Here is a 14793-nt window from a genome sequence, read left to right as displayed (position 1 = left end):
TCCTATGCAACCTCACCAAACCACATATCGGATCCAATCAAACCGCTTCGAAACCGGCTTCCAGTCGATTCAAACCACTCAAAACACCGCAATTTCCACATTTACATCGAATCCACACAGAAATTAGCGTTTACCCTCGTTGGTACTTTGAAGCTTCAAAAAACTCTTTACTTGGTCTTTTGAGTTCGTAAAATACCGCTCATTCCACCGGCACATCGATCAAGGAGACCCATGTGCAGCGCAGGCATCTACTCGGCGCAAGTCTCGCGGCCATCGGCGGCCTTGCGCTGTCACGCGCGGATTCGGCCGCTTCTTCATCCGATCGCATGGAGGCAGCGATGAACGTCGAACCGCAGGACGATCCGACTCGCCCGCTCGCGGCATTGCCGCCAGGAAGTTGCGACTGCCACGTGCATCTGTTCGACGCGGCGCGCTTTCCGTTCGCGCCGAACCGCTCATACACGCCGGGGCGCGCCTGCGTCGCCGATCTGCTCGCGTTCGAAGCGCGGCTCGGGATCGAGCGGATCGTGCTGGTCCAGCCGAGCGTGTACGGCACCGACAACGCGGCCATGCTCACAGGCCTGCAGGAACTCGGGCTGCATCGCGCCCGCGGCGTCGCGGTCATCGATCCGCAGCGCGCGACGCATGCGGAATTGCAGACGCTGCACGACCAGGGCGTGCGCGGCATCCGGCTGAACCTGCAGGTGCGCGGCGAGCGCGACCTGTCCATCGCGTCCGCCCAACTGCGGCGCGCATCCGACGCGGTCGCGCCGCTCGGATGGGCAGTCCAGATCTATGCGGACCTGGACGTCGTCGCGGGCCTTGCATCGAACATCGCCGGGCTCGACACCCCAGTCGTACTCGACCACTTCGCAGGCGCGCGCGCCGACAAGCTGGCCGACCAGGCGACCGCGTTCGCGACCGTCATCGATCTCGTGAAGCACGGCAACGCGTACGTGAAGCTGTCGGCGCCGTACCGCGCGTCGCGCCAGACGCCGCGGTTCGACGACCTCGCGCCCATCGCGCGCGCGCTGATCGATGCCCGAGCCGACCGCGTGTTGTGGGCGTCGGACTGGCCGCACACCGGCAGCGCCGGCAACCGCGACGGCGATCTCTCGCGCATCGAGCCGTTCCGCCGCGAAGATGCCGGCGGTGCGCTGAACCAGCTGCTGGGATGGGCGAACGACGCGGCGCTGCGTCAGCGAATCCTCGTCGACAACCCCGCGCGCCTCTATCGATTCGCCGAACGACCGGCCGCCTGAACCCTTCCTTCCCCACGAACACGGACACGAACACCATGTTTCGCACCCTGAATCCCGCCACGGAAACCATCGTGGCCACCTTCGACGCCGATTCCCCCGCGCGGGTCGAGCAGGCGCTGGCCGACGCGAGCGTCGCGCAGCGTCGCTGGGCGCGCGAGCCGCTCGCCGTGCGTGCGGCGGCCGTCGCGCGCATCGGCGACGTGCTGCTCCGCCGCAAAGCCGAGCTGGCCGCCTTGATCACGCTGGAAATGGGCAAGCCGATCGCCGAAGCGGAAGCCGAAGTCGAGAAGTCCGCATGGACGTGCCACTTCTATGCGGAGCACGCGGCGCAGTATCTCGGCGACGAAGCGGTCGCGAGCAACGCGAGCGAGAGCTTCGTCGTGTACGACCCGCTCGGCGTCGTGCTCGCGATCATGCCGTGGAACTACCCGCTGTGGCAGTTCATCCGCTTCGCGGCGCCCGCCCTGTGCGCGGGCAACGGCGCGATCCTCAAGCACGCGGGCAACGTGCCGCAATGCGCGCTGGCGATCAATTCGGTGTTTGCCGACACCGACGTGCCGGCCGGCCTCGTCGCGTCGCTGCTGATCGAGCCCGACCACGTCGCGCAACTGATCGGCGATCCGCGCATCGCGGCGGTCACGCTGACGGGCTCGACCGCGGTCGGCAAGCTGGTCGCGTCGCAGGCCGGGCGCGCGATGAAGAAGCAGGTGCTCGAACTCGGCGGCTCCGATCCGTTCATCGTGCTCGCCGACGCCGACGTCGACGCCGCCGCGAAGGCCGCCGTGAAGGCGCGCTTCTCGAACACCGGCCAGAGCTGCATTTCGTCGAAGCGCTTCATCGTCGACGAGCAGGTCGCGGACCGCTTCGTCGACCTGTTCTGCGCAGGCGTCGCGCAACTGAATGTCGGCGATCCGACGCAGCGCGACACCACGATCGGCCCGATGGCCCGCGCGAACCTGCGCGACGAACTGCATCGGCAGGTCGAGCGCACCGTCGAGGCCGGTGCGGTGCTGAAGGCGGGCGGCGAACCGCTGCCCGGCCCTGGCTTTTTCTATGCGCCGACGGTGCTCGACCACGTCGCGCCGGACATGGCCGCCGCATGCGAGGAGACGTTCGGCCCGGTGGCCGCGATCCTGCGTGTCGACGACATCGAGCAGGCGATCTCGCTCGCGAACGCGACGGAATTCGGGCTCGGCGCGGCACTGTGGACCGCCGACCTCGACGCCGCGCGCCAGCTCGTGCGCCGGATCGAAGCGGGCGCGGTGTTCGTCAACGGGCTGGTCGCGTCGGATGCGCGGCTGCCGTTCGGCGGGATCAAGCAGTCCGGCTACGGCCGCGAGCTCGGCGCCGCCGGCATTCGCGAATTCACCAACGTCAAGACGGTCTGGTTCGGTCCGGCCCGCTGATCTCACGATTCGATTCAGGAGTCCTTCATGACCATCATGACCCCTTCCGGCGCAGCGCTGCTGCAGCCCGACAGCCTGCCGGCCTACGATCGCGGCGGCGGCGCGAGCACCACACCGCTCGTCGGCAAGTCCGTCGGCTCGGACAGCTTCATCACCGGCTACACGTCGTTCGCGCCGGGCGTCGAAATCCCGTTTCACAGCCACAACTGCCAGGAAAGCGTCGTGCTCGTCGAAGGCGACGCGATCCTCGACATCGACGGGCTCGAATACCGGCTCAAACCGCTCGACACCACGTTCATCCCGCCGAACGTGCCGCACCGCTTCCGCAACGTGTCGAAGACGGCGCCGATGAAGATCCTGTGGATCTACGCCCGCACCGATGCCACGCGCACGCTCGCCGACAGCGGCGAGACGCGCTCCGTATCGGCCGAACACCAGACCTCTTCGAAATAACCCGAGCGAACCATCATGCGCATTCTCGTTCTCCCCGGCGACGGCATCGGCCCCGAAATCATCGCGGCGTCGATCGGCGTCCTCGAACAGGCCGACCGCCTGTTCGATCTCGGCCTGCAATACGACCATGAAGACGTCGGCTTCGCGAGCCTCGACCAGCACGGCACCACGCTGCGCCCCGACGTGCTGGAAAAGGCGCGAGGCTACGACGGCCTGATCCTCGGTACGATCTCGCACGCGGACTATCCGCCGCCCGCCCAAGGCGGGCGCAACGTGTCGGCCGCGTTCCGCTGCGAGCTCGACCTGTACGCGAACGTGCGCCCGTCGCGCACGCGGCCGTTCCTCACGTCCAACATGCGCGAAGGCAAGCAGATGGACCTCGTGATCATGCGCGAGGCGACCGAAGGCTTCTATCCGGATCGCAACATGCATCTCGGCTGGGGCGAGATGATGCCGTCACCGGACATGGCACTGTCGGTGCGCAAGATCACGCGCCATTGCAGCGAACGGATCGCGCGCCGCGCGTTCGAGCTCGCGATGAAGCGCAGGAAGAAGGTGACGGCGATCCACAAGGCGAACAGCTTCCACATGACCGACGGGCTGTTCCTCGAAGCCGTACGTCACGTCGCGAAGGACTTCCCCGACGTCGAGCTCGACGACCTGCTGGTCGACGCGTCGACCGCGCATCTCGTGCGCGCGCCGGAGCGTTTCGACGTGCTCGTCGCGACCAACTTCTACGGCGACATCATCAGCGATCTCGCCGCGGAACTGTCCGGCAGCCTCGGCCTCGGCGGCTCGATCATGGCCGGCGACACGCTGTGCTGCGCGCAGGCGCAGCACGGTTCGGCACCCGACATCCAGAACCAGGACAAGGCGAACCCGACGTCGATGATCCTGTCGGTCGGCATGCTGATGCGCTGGATCGGCGAGCACCGCAGCAAGCCGGCCTTCATCGCCGCAGCCGACGCGATCGACGCGGCCGTCGATGCGGTGCTCGCGAATCCCGACACGCGCACCGCGGATCTCGGCGGCACGATGGGCTGCAAGGCGTTCGGCAAGCAGGTGGCCGACGCGCTGCGCGCCGCCTGAGCCGACCGCACGCCGAGCGGGCGGCGCGCTGCCGCCGCCCTGGCAGGACAACAAACCGGAGACACATTCGACGATCGCCGCGACCGGGCCGACGCGCATGCCGTGGAGCACCTCGCCCGGCGGCGCTGCTGCCCGCCCGCGCCGGGATCGTCGAAGAATCGATCATGCATTACGAATCAATGACGATGGGCACGGCATCCGTTCCCGACGCGAACCGGCAAGCGATCCGGCAGCGCGCGCTGCGCAAGAACGCATGGCGCCTGCTGCCGCTGCTGACGCTCGCGTTCGTATTCAACTACATCGACCGGACGAGCGTCGGCTTCGCCGCGCTGACGATGAACCAGGACATCGGCCTCACGCCCGCGCAGTTCGGCTGGGGTGCGGGCATCCTGTTCACCGGCTACTGCCTGTTCGAGATTCCGAGCAACCTCGCGCTGTACCGCTACGGCGCACGCCGCTGGCTGGCCCGGATCATGATCACGTGGGGCATCGCGGCGACCGCGACGTCGCTCGCGCACGGGCCGGCCAGCTTCTACGTGCTGCGCCTGCTGCTCGGCATCGCAGAGGCCGGCTTCTTCCCGGGCGTGACGTTCTTCCTCGCGTGCTGGTTCCCCGCGCAGTACCGCGTGCGCGTGCTCGCGATGTTCATGCTCGGCGTGCCGCTGTCGTCGGTCGTCGGCGGCCCGATGTCCGCGGCGCTGCTCGGCCTGAACGGTGTCGCCGGGCTGCACGGCTGGCAATGGATGTTCATCGTGCAGGGGCTGCCCGCGGTCCTGATCGGGATCGCGGTGCTCGTCTGGCTGCGCGACGATCCGAAGGACGCGTACTGGCTCACGCCCGAAGAGCGCGGCGAGCTCGTCGCAATGCTCGCGGAGGAACCGCGCGAGAAGCCGAAGAAGGCGCTGTTCGCCGCGCTGAAGGACGGCCGCGTGCTGCTTCTCGCGGCGATCCAGTTCGGCTTCGTGCTCGGTTCATACGGCGTCGGCATCTGGCTGCCGATCATCCTGAAAGGACACGGCCTCGACCTTGTGTCGATCGGGTTGCTGTCGACCGTGCCGTATCTCGCGGCGGTGGTCGGGATGCTGGTCTGGGCGCGCGCGGTGGACCGCAGCGGCCGCAAGATCTTCCATCTGTGCAGCGCGTGCCTGCTGGGCGGGCTCGGCCTCGCGCTGTCCGCGGTCGCGCACGGCGTGGTGCCGGAGATGATCGGGCTGACGCTCGCGGTGGTCGCGGTCAGCTCGGCTCGCGCGATCTTCTGGACGATTCCGACGCGCTTCCTGACCGGCGTCGCGGCGGCCGGCGGCCTCGCGTTCATCAACTCGATCGGCACGCTCGGCGGCTTCGCCGGCCCCTACCTCGTCGGCTTCCTGAAGCAGTCGACCGGCTCCTTCTCGGCCGGGATCTGGGCGATGGCGGCAATTCTCGCGGTGTCGGCCACGCTCACCGTGTCGCTGAAGCTGCTCATCAGGAAGGCGTGACGCGTCGTTCGGCGTCGCGGGCATGCGGCCACCGCGACGCCGACTTCCGGTATCGTTGACGGATGCGCCGTCCGCGGCGCACGGCGCGTCACGATCCGTTCGCAGCATTGAAACGCGTATCGAGCAGGCTTGACGTCCTCCCCGCGTCAAGGCGGGGATTCCGTCGACAGCATTCCTTTCACTTCCCGCCAACCGCCCGAAGGACGTTTCCTTCGGAAACGGCGGATTTCCCGGAGCACATTCTGATGATTCTTGAAATGGCATCGCTCGAAATCGATCCGTCGCAGGCCGAGCCATTCGAGGCGGCGGTTCGCCAGGCCCTCCCGCTGTTCGCCCGCGCTCGCGGCTGCGGCGGCGCCGAGCTGCATCGCGTGATCGAGCGCAGCGGCGGCTACCTGCTCGTCGTCAAGTGGGACAGCGTCGACGACCACATGGTGCATTTCCGGCAGTCGGACGACTTCCAGGCGTGGCGTCAGCTGGCGGGCCCGTTCTTCAAGAGCCCGCCGCAGGTCGTGCATACGGAAGTTGCGGTGAAATAATCGCCACCGTCAAAACGGGTCGGGCAAACGCCCGACCCGTGTCACCCGCGCGCTGCCGCAACCCCGGCTGCACGCGCCGCTCCAGTCGCCGCTCCGTTCAGAACCGGTGACGCAACCCGATCCGCAATGAAACCTGCCTGTCGGTCGCGGACGGCGTCAACCCGGTGATCTGCGCAACCGCCGGCTGTCCGAGCGAATCCGTCCCGCTCGCCTTCTCGAACACGGCCACCGTATAAACGTCCATGCGCTTCGACAGGAAATAATCGACACCCGCGCTGAACAGGTGGTAGTTCGCGCCGCCCTTGCCGCCGGCACCGCCGTTCCTCGTATAGTCGTAGGCGACACCGGCCAGCAGCGACGGCGTGAACTGGTATTTCGTGTTGATCTCGACGTTGTTGAACGCCGCGGTGCCCGCGTAGCGCAGCGCATTCGGCCCCGACGCAGAGCCCAGCCCCGCGAAGCGCGTATTCGAATACGCGAGATTGACGCTGAGTGCGGCAAGCGTCACACCGGCGCCCACGCCGGCGATTTCGAGCCGGTTCGCGGACGCATAGCCGGCGAACACGGGATTGCTCTCCGGCGCGGTCGCGCTGCCTGCGCTGCCGAGGTTGTTGCTCGTCGCCGGGCCGGCATTCGGATTCGCGCCGAAGAACGACGTGTTGGGGTTCCGGACGTTCAGGTAGCCCGCGCCGATCGAAAACGGCCCCGCCGCATACGACGCACCAGCGCCCCAGATCCAGTTGGTCGAGAACGATCCGGCCGTGCCGCCGAGATTCATCAGCGCTTCGACCGTCAGCCCGCGATAGCTTGCGCTGCGAAACTTGATCGAATTGTTGATGCGCCGCGTGTTCAATGCATTGTCGAGGTCGCCCGGATGCGAGGTCATGTAGCCGCCCCACTGCGGCGCAGCGAGAAACGGCCCGTAAAAGTCGACGACAGGATCGTACTGGCGCCCGAGCGTGACCGTGCCGACCGGATGGCTCAGGCCGACATACGCCTGCCGGCCGAACATCGCGCCACCCTGGTTCAGCACGCCGTTGTTGCTGTAGAAACCGCTCTCCAGCACGAACAGCGCCTTGAGACCGCCGCCGAGATCCTCGCTGCCCTTGAGCCCCCAGCGGCTCCCCTGCAGGCCGGCCGACCCGCCTTCGATCATCGCGATCTGACGGCCGCCCACCGGGCCGGCCGCCGTCCGCGCCGTCTGCACGTTGCTGGTGTAGTTGATGCCGCTGTCGATGATCCCGTACAGCGTCACGCTGCTTTGCGCCAGTGCGATCGCCGGCACTGAATTCAGTACAACCAAACAAACTGAAAGCTTCTTCATCGATCGATCTCCTTCATTTGTTATATGCCCCGGCTCGCCGCCGAATTGCGCGTCATCGTTTCAATGGGTCGGGTTCACCACATCCGACGGTGTGTCGGTGGCCGGTTCTTCGTGAACCCGAATGAAGAACGTCATCAGGAACGACACGACGAGCAGCGCCGCGAGAAACAGCAGCCCCGGCGTCGCGCTCTGCCCCGCGCCCTTGACGAAGCCGATCATGAACGGCCCGACGAAACCGCCGAGGTTGCCGATCGAGTTGATCACCGCGATCGACACGGCCGCCGTCGAGCGGCTGAGGAACAGCGTCGGCAGCGCCCAGAACGGCGACTTGAACGCATAGAGCCCCGCGAGGCTCACGCAGATCATTGCGATCGACACGTACGGGTTCGTCGACAGCCCCGCGCCGAGCAGCGCCGCGGCCGCCACCGCCAGCGGGATCGCCGAATGCAGGCGCCGCTCGCGGCGCCGGTCCGAGCGGCGCGACCACATCACCATCGCGATCGTCGCGACCACGTACGGCACCGTCGCGATGAGCCCGATCTCGGTATGCGTGAGCGTCGACGCGAAACCCTTGATGATCTGCGGCATCCAGTAGCCGACGCCGAGGCTGCCGCACTGGTACACGAAGTAGATGAACGACAGGTACAGCACCTTCGGGTTCGTCATCGTCTTCAGCGAGCTCAGGTGCTGCGCACGCGGCCGCGCCTTGCGGTCGTTGTCGAGCTCGTTCAGCAGCCACGCACGCTCGGCCGGCGTGAGCCACTTCGCGTCGCCGGGGCGGTCGGTCAGGTACAGGAAGCATAGGACGCCGCCGATCAGCGCGGGCGCGCCTTCGAGCACCAGCATCCAGCGCCAGCCGCTCCACTGGAACCAGTGGACGTGATCCATGATCCACGTCGACAGCGGCGCGCCGATGATGTACGACACCGGGATCGCAGCCGTGAACAGCGCGACGGTCGTCGCGAGCTCCTTCGCGCGGAACCAGTAGGTCAGGTACACGATGATGCCGGGGAAGAAGCCCGCTTCGGCCACGCCGAGCAGGAACCGCAGCACGTAGAGCTGCGTCGCGTCCTGCACGAACGCGGAGACCACCGACACGACGCCCCACGTCACGAGGATCCGCGCGATCCACACGCGGGCGCCGAACTTGTTGAGCATCACGTTGCTGGGCACTTCGAACAGGAAGTAGCCGATGAAGAAGATGCCCGACGCGAAGCCGAACGCCTCGCTCGACAGCGCGAGTTCCTTGTTCATCTGCAATGCCGCGTAGCCGATGTTCGCGCGGTCGAGATACGACACGATGTAGAGGACGAACACGAACGGGATGATGCGCCACGCGATCTTGCGCACCAGCGCGCGTTCGTCGATAGGGGTGTGTTGATTCATGAATGTGCGCCGGCGGACCTGCCGCCGGCTGTCTCCTGATGGGGCGGGAAGGATTACGCGCGATGTGCCGAGAACACCATGCAGACCGGGCTGCCCGACGCGACCGAAAAGCCGGTCGGCTTGAGGCGCCCCGTCGCGGCATCGATCGCGAACGCGACGATGCTGTCGCTGTCCTCGTTCAGCGCGTACATGAAGCGGCCGTCCGGCGTGCCCGTCATGAAGCGCGGCGTGCGGCCGCCAGCCGGCTCGGCCGCGACGAACGCGAGATGGCCGCTGGCCGGATCGATGCGGAACACGGCGATGCTGTCGTCGCCGCGATTCGACGCATAGACGAAACGCCCCGCCGGATCGACTTCGATTTCCGATGCGCGGCTGTTGCCGGTGTACGTATCGGGCAGCGACGACACGATCTGCACCGGCGTCAGCGCGCCGTTCGACGACGTGTATCGATAGGTCGTGACGGTCGAGTCGAGTTCGTTGACGACATACGCGAGCGCGCCGTTCGGATGGAACGCGACGTGCCGCGGGCCGGCCGTCTCGCGCGTGACGACGAACGCCGGCTCGGCCGGCGTGAGCCGCCCGTCCCGGAAGCGGAACGTGAACACGCGGTCGAGGCCCTTGTCCGGCACGATCACGAATTGCCCGCTCGGGTCGAACGGATTGAAATGCGGCTTCGCCTGCTTCTGCTCGACGCGGTGCGGGCCGATCGGGCCGTCGAGCGCGACAAGCTGCGTGACTGCCTGCAGCGTGCCGTCCGCGGCGATCGGCAGCACCGCGACGCTCGCGCCGATGTGATTCGACACGACCACGTAGCGGCCGGTCGGGTCGATCGCGAGATGCACGGGGTTCTTGCCCTGCGTGCTCTGCCGGTTCAGGAACGTGAGCTTGCCGGTGGCCCGGTCGACCCTGAATGCGCTGATGTCGCTGAGGTCGCCGTGCACGGTGTACAGGTGTTCGCCGTTCGCGCTCAGCGCGAGGAACGACGGATTCACCAGATCCTTCACGAGCTGCACGAACTCGAGCGCGCCCGTCCCGGCGTCGACGTGATAGACGCTGATCCCGTCGCCGCGGGCGTTTCGTTCGCGCGTGGTGCGCGATCCGACGTAAGCAAACATGGGTGTTCTTCCTTTCAAAGCCTGCGGTGATTCGTCTGCAAAAACCGGCCGGGCGGCCGCGCCGAGGATCGCGAGCGCGCCGAGCGCCGCCGTGTGCCCGATCACGCGGCGGCGCAGCGGATCCGGTCCTGTTCCATCCGGGTCGTGGCCCGTTTTCGTCACGGTCGTCTCCTCAATGTTGGTATGTCGGGTTAGCACTAGATTGCATTTTTACTTGTTAAAGTGCAAAAATACAGTCATGGAAAACACCAACTCCCCCTCGCAAGCCCGGTTGACGGTTGATGGCGCGACGTACCGCTTCGTCGATCTCCCCTGCCAGTTCGGCGCCACGCTGCGCGCCTTGCCCGTGGTGCTGCGCCTGCTGCTCGAAAACGTGATCCGCAACACCGACGGCGACGAGCGGCGCCAGGCGGTCGACGCGATCCTCGACTGGACGCGCCGCGCCACGAGCGAAGCCGAAATCGCGTTCCAGCCGAACCGCGTGCTGATGCACGACACGACCAGCACGCCGGCGCTCGTCGATATCGCCGGCATGCGCGACGCGCTCGCCGAAGCGGGCGCGGACCCGGCGTCGCTGAACCCGGTGCTGCCCGTCGATTCGTCGGTCGACCACTCGCTCGCCGTCGAATACTTCGCGCGGCCGGACGCGGCGCCCGAGAACCTGAAGCTCGAACTGCGCCGCAACGCCGAGCGCTACCGGTTCCTGCGCTGGGCGTCGAAGTCGCTGACGGGCGTGCGCATCCATCCGCCCGGCACGGGGATCATGCACACGATCAACCTCGAGCAGCTGGCGACGGTGGTCACGACGCTCGAGCGCGACGGTGAGCGCTGGGCCGTGCCCGACACGCTGATCGGCACCGACAGCCACACGCCGATGATCAACGGCATCGGCGTGCTCGGCTGGGGCGTCGGCGGCCTGGAGGCGCAGACGGTGATGTTCGGGATGCCGGTGATGCAGCGCATTCCCGACGTGATCGGCGTGCGGCTGACCGGCGCGTTGCGCGCGGGCGTGCTCGCGACCGATCTCGCGCTGACCGTCACGCAGCGACTGCGCGCGATCGGCGTGTCGGGGGAGTTCGTCGAGTTCTTCGGGCCGGGCGTGGCGACGCTGCGCGCCGGCGAGCGCGCGGTCGTCGCGAACATGGCGCCCGAATACGGCGCGACGACCGGCTTCTTCCCGGTCGACGGCAACACGCTCGACTACCTGCGCGCGACCGGTCGCAGCGCAGCGGCGGTCCGGCTCGTCGAAGCGTTCACGCGGCACGCGGGCCTGTGGTTCGACCCGGCGGCCGAGCCGCGCTACACGCGCACGATCGACATCGATCTCGCGACCATCGGCATGCACATCGCCGGGCCGCGCCGCCCGCAGGATTTGCTCGATCATGCGCAGACGGCCGCCGCGCTCGCGCCGCTCGGGTTCCAACCGGCGCATCCGCATCCGACGATGCCGAAGCATCCGGTCGCGATCGCCGCGATCACGAGCTGCACGAACACGTCCGATCCCGCGCTGCTGATCGCGGCCGGCCTCGTCGCGCGCAACGCGCGTGCGCTCGGGCTGAAGGTACCCGCCTGGGTGAAGACGTCGCTCGGTCCCGGCTCGCCAGCGGCGGCCGCGTATCTCGAACGGGCCGGGCTGGTCGACGACCTGTCGGCGGTCGGCTTCGACATCGTCGGATACGGCTGCACGACCTGCATCGGCAACTCGGGGCCGCTGACCGCGCCGATCCGCGCGGCGCTCGCCGACGCGGCGATCCGGCCGGTCGCGATGCTGTCCGGGAACCGCAATTTCCCGGGACGCATCCACCCGGATCTCGACCTCGGCTTCATCATGTCGCCGCCGCTCGTGATCGCGTTCGCACTGGCCGGCGATGCGGAGATCGACGTGAGCCGCGATCCGCTGCAGCACACCGCCGACGGCCGCCCCGTGTATCTGCACGATCTGTGGCCCACGCGCGAAGCGGTCGACGAACTGACCGCCGCGGCCGCCGATCCGCACGACTATCCGCGCGCGTTCGCGCATGCGAGCGCAAATCCGGCCTGGCACGACCTCGACGCGCCCGACGGCGCGCAATTCCCGTGGGATCCGGCGTCGACCGCGCTGCGCCGGCCGCCGTTCGCGGCGGCGTCGCAGGGCAGCCAGCTCGGCACGTACCGCGCGTATCCGCTGCTCGTGCTCGGCGACGACGTGACGACCGATCACATCTCGCCCGCGAGCGCGATTCCGAAGGACAGCTTCGTCGCCGATTTCCTGGTCTCGCGCGGCGACGATCGCGACGACCTGAACGTGTTCGCGTCGCGCCGCGGCAACTGGGAAGTGATGGTGCGCGCCGCGTTCTACAACCGCACGCTCGTGAACCGGCTGCGCGACGGCATGCCGGTCGCGCATACGCTGCACGTGCCGAGCGGCGCCGTGCTGCCGATCTTCGAGGCGGCCGCGCGCTACGCACGGGACGGCGATCCGGTCGTGCTCGTCGCGGGCGAGCGCTACGGCACCGGTTCGTCGCGCGACTGGGCCGCGAAGGGCCAGCGGCTGCTCGGCATCCGCGCGGTGCTGGCGGCCAGCTTCGAGCGCATCCACCGTTCGAACCTGATCGGGATGGGCATCCTGCCGCTGCGCTTCGCCGCAGGCACGCATCCCGACACGCTCGCCCTCCGGCCAGGTGATAAGCTCGAGGTCGACGCGCCGGCCGATGCCCTGACGCCGCGCTGCGCGGTGCCCGTGCGGATCGTGCGTGCCGACGGGCGCGTCGAGCCCGTCGCCGCGACGGCCGCGGTCGAGACCCGTCTCGAATGCGAGCTGCTGCGCTCGGGCGGCGTGATCCCGCTGATATTGCAGAAGAACCTCCCGCCACCGGCGGCTTGACACCGAAGCCGCCGGCGGCGCCCCGAATGCTCAATCCCATGATCGACCGCTCCATTGCGACCCAGATTGTCGAACTGATCAAGACGGAAGGACTCGACGCAGGCACGCACCTGCCCGCGCAGATGCTCGCCGATCGCCTGCGCGTGTCCCGTTCGCCCGTCAACGAGGCGCTCGCGCTGCTGCACGAAAAAGGCATCCTGACACGCGAGCGCAATCGCGGGTTCTTCGTCGCGAAGCCGGTGATCGAGCCGCTGTCGGACGTCGTCGACGAACTTGGGCTCGCCGAAGCGGACGTGGTGACGAGCGTGTATTTCCGGATCGCGGACGATCGCCTGAAAGGCGAACTGCCCGATGAATTTTCCGAGCAACTGATCCGCACGCGCTACGGGCTGACGAATGCGCAGCTCACTGCCGTGCTCGGCCGCATCGCGCAGGAAGGCTGGGCCGAGCGCAAGCCAGGCTACGGCTGGCAGTTCTCGCCGATGCTGACGACGCCGGACAGCCTGCTGAAATCGTACCGGCTGCGCCTCGCGCTCGAACCGGCCGCGCTGCTGGAGCCCGGCTACCGGCTCGAACCGAAGGTGCTGGAGCGGTGTCGCGACGTCGAAAGGCATCTGCTCGCCGGCGGCATCGAGACCGACACCGCCGATCAGTTGCACGAGCGCGGCGTGCGGTTCCACGAATCGCTCGTCGAAGCGTCGGGCAACAGCTTCTTCATCGACACGATCCGGCGCGTGAATCGCGTGCGCCGGCTGCTGTCGTATCGCTCGATGCAGGATCGCGAACGTTACGTCGAACATGCGAAGCAGCATCTGCACGTGCTCGAACTGCTCGAGCGCGAGCGCAACGAAGAAGCGTCGGAAGCATTGCGTCAACACCTGTTGCATACGCTCGATGCGCTGTCGCGCATCAGCGCCATTCTCAAACCCTGAGCGCCGGTGCAGCCGGCGCATCCGATTCCTCGCGAGCCCTTTCATGACCGTCGACCCTTCCGTCCTCTCCGCGTTCACGCCGACCGGCAAGCTGCGCGCGTCGATCAATCTCGGCAACCCGATCCTCGCGAACCGCGACCCGGCGACGGGCGAGCCGTTCGGCGTGTCGATCGACCTCGCGCGCGCGTTCGCCGAGCGGCTATCGGCCGAGCTCGAACTCGTCGTGTTCGATACGGCCGCCAAGTCGGTGCAGGCGCTGACCGAGGAGCGCGCCGATTTCGGCTTCTTCGCGGTCGATCCGCTGCGCGGCGAAACGGTCGCGTTCACCGAGCCCTATGTGCTGATCGAAGGCTTCTATCTCGTGCGCGACGCTTCGCCGATCCGCGGCAACGCAGACGTCGACCAGCCGCACAACCGCGTGGCGGTCGGCAAGGGCAGCGCGTACGACTTGTTCCTCACGCGTGAGCTGAAGGCCGCGCAGATCGTGCGTGCGCCGACGTCGCAGGCCGTCGTGTCGACTTTCGTCGAGCAGCAGCTCGAAGTCGCGGCCGGCGTGAAGCAGCAGCTCGAGGCCGATGCGGCGAAGACGCCGGGCCTGCGCCTGCTCGGCGAGCGTTTCATGGTGATCCGCCAGGCGATGGGCGTGCCGAAGAGCCGCGGCGAAGCGGCCGCGGCGGTGCTCGGCGCATTCGTCGAGGCAATGAAGGCGTCGGGCTTCGTCGCGGAGTCACTGCGGCGGCATGGCATCGTCGGGGCGTCGGTCGCACCGCTGGCCTGATTCGCACACCCGTCAAGTGTTGACGACGACGCCGTCGCGTCAGGTTCGCGCGGCCTGTCGACCACCCGGCGCCACCTGGCACTCGACACTTCGCTCGCGCGGCTGACGTCGTCATCGGCGGGATTCGGCGCGGCACGGTGTTTTGCGAACGACTGCCGGTGCGCACGT

At 67.6% G+C, this 14793-nt stretch carries 12 protein-coding genes; 9 read left to right on the top strand and 3 right to left on the bottom strand.

Features of this window, described 5'->3' with window-relative positions; all coding sequences use genetic code 11:
- Positions 1-338: 338 nt before the first annotated feature.
- The 6 genes from U5A56_RS17975 to U5A56_RS17950 all read left to right on the top strand — a co-directional run bounded on the left by U5A56_RS17975 (position 339) and on the right by U5A56_RS17950 (position 6227).
- Positions 339-1262 (top strand): amidohydrolase family protein, encoded by a 924-nt coding sequence (locus U5A56_RS17975; RefSeq protein ID WP_321923752.1) that lies wholly within the window; start codon positions 339-341, stop codon positions 1260-1262.
- Positions 1263-1297: 35 nt separating this feature from the next.
- Positions 1298-2668 (top strand): NAD-dependent succinate-semialdehyde dehydrogenase, encoded by a 1371-nt coding sequence (locus tag U5A56_RS17970; protein WP_321923750.1) that lies wholly within the window; start codon positions 1298-1300, stop codon positions 2666-2668.
- A gap of 27 nt (positions 2669-2695) precedes the next feature.
- On the top strand, positions 2696-3121 hold the full coding sequence (locus U5A56_RS17965; protein WP_321923748.1) for a cupin domain-containing protein: 426 nt from the start codon (positions 2696-2698) through the stop codon (positions 3119-3121).
- Positions 3122-3136: 15 nt separating this feature from the next.
- Positions 3137-4210 carry an isocitrate/isopropylmalate dehydrogenase family protein gene (locus tag U5A56_RS17960; protein ID WP_321923746.1) on the top strand — a complete coding sequence of 358 codons (1074 nt, stop codon included), beginning with the start codon at positions 3137-3139 and terminating at the stop codon, positions 4208-4210.
- A 179-nt stretch (positions 4211-4389) separates the two neighbouring features.
- Entirely contained in the window at positions 4390-5688 is a 1299-nt protein-coding gene (locus U5A56_RS17955) for an MFS transporter (RefSeq protein WP_321923893.1), read from the top strand.
- 245 nt (positions 5689-5933) lie between these two features.
- Positions 5934-6227, top strand: a complete 294-nt coding sequence (locus tag U5A56_RS17950) for an antibiotic biosynthesis monooxygenase family protein (RefSeq protein WP_044844322.1) — start codon at positions 5934-5936, stop codon at positions 6225-6227.
- A 97-nt stretch (positions 6228-6324) separates the two neighbouring features.
- Here the strand turns inward: U5A56_RS17950 and U5A56_RS17945 are convergent, their stop codons facing one another.
- The 3 genes from U5A56_RS17945 to U5A56_RS17935 are packed head-to-tail and all read right to left on the bottom strand — an operon-like array spanning position 6325 to position 10052.
- Positions 6325-7551 (bottom strand): porin, encoded by a 1227-nt coding sequence (locus tag U5A56_RS17945; protein WP_321923744.1) that lies wholly within the window; start codon positions 7549-7551, stop codon positions 6325-6327.
- 60 nt (positions 7552-7611) lie between these two features.
- On the bottom strand, positions 7612-8937 hold the full coding sequence (locus U5A56_RS17940; RefSeq protein WP_321923742.1) for an MFS transporter: 1326 nt from the start codon (positions 8935-8937) through the stop codon (positions 7612-7614).
- 53 nt (positions 8938-8990) lie between these two features.
- Positions 8991-10052 (bottom strand): lactonase family protein, encoded by a 1062-nt coding sequence (locus U5A56_RS17935; protein WP_321821360.1) that lies wholly within the window; start codon positions 10050-10052, stop codon positions 8991-8993.
- A 238-nt stretch (positions 10053-10290) separates the two neighbouring features.
- Here U5A56_RS17935 and acnA point away from each other — a divergent pair, with 238 nt between their 5' ends.
- Genes acnA through U5A56_RS17920 form a run of 3 tightly spaced genes read left to right on the top strand, consistent with a single transcriptional unit; the run spans position 10291 to position 14625 of the window.
- The gene (acnA, locus tag U5A56_RS17930) at positions 10291-12915 is read left to right on the top strand and encodes an aconitate hydratase AcnA (RefSeq protein ID WP_321923740.1); all 2625 of its coding nucleotides are present in this window, start codon (positions 10291-10293) and stop codon (positions 12913-12915) included.
- A gap of 38 nt (positions 12916-12953) precedes the next feature.
- Positions 12954-13847: a GntR family transcriptional regulator gene (locus tag U5A56_RS17925; protein WP_321923891.1), complete on the top strand. Its 894-nt coding sequence runs from the start codon at positions 12954-12956 to the stop codon at positions 13845-13847.
- Between the two features lie 43 nt (positions 13848-13890).
- The gene (locus U5A56_RS17920) at positions 13891-14625 is read left to right on the top strand and encodes an ABC transporter substrate-binding protein (RefSeq protein WP_321923738.1); all 735 of its coding nucleotides are present in this window, start codon (positions 13891-13893) and stop codon (positions 14623-14625) included.
- Positions 14626-14793: the final 168 nt, after the last annotated feature.

Source organism: Burkholderia sp. BCC1998 (assembly GCF_905339875.1).
Classification (GTDB): Bacteria; Pseudomonadota; Gammaproteobacteria; order Burkholderiales; family Burkholderiaceae; genus Burkholderia.
Note: the sequence above shows the minus strand (reverse complement) of the source record. Positions and strands in the feature narration are given on the sequence as shown.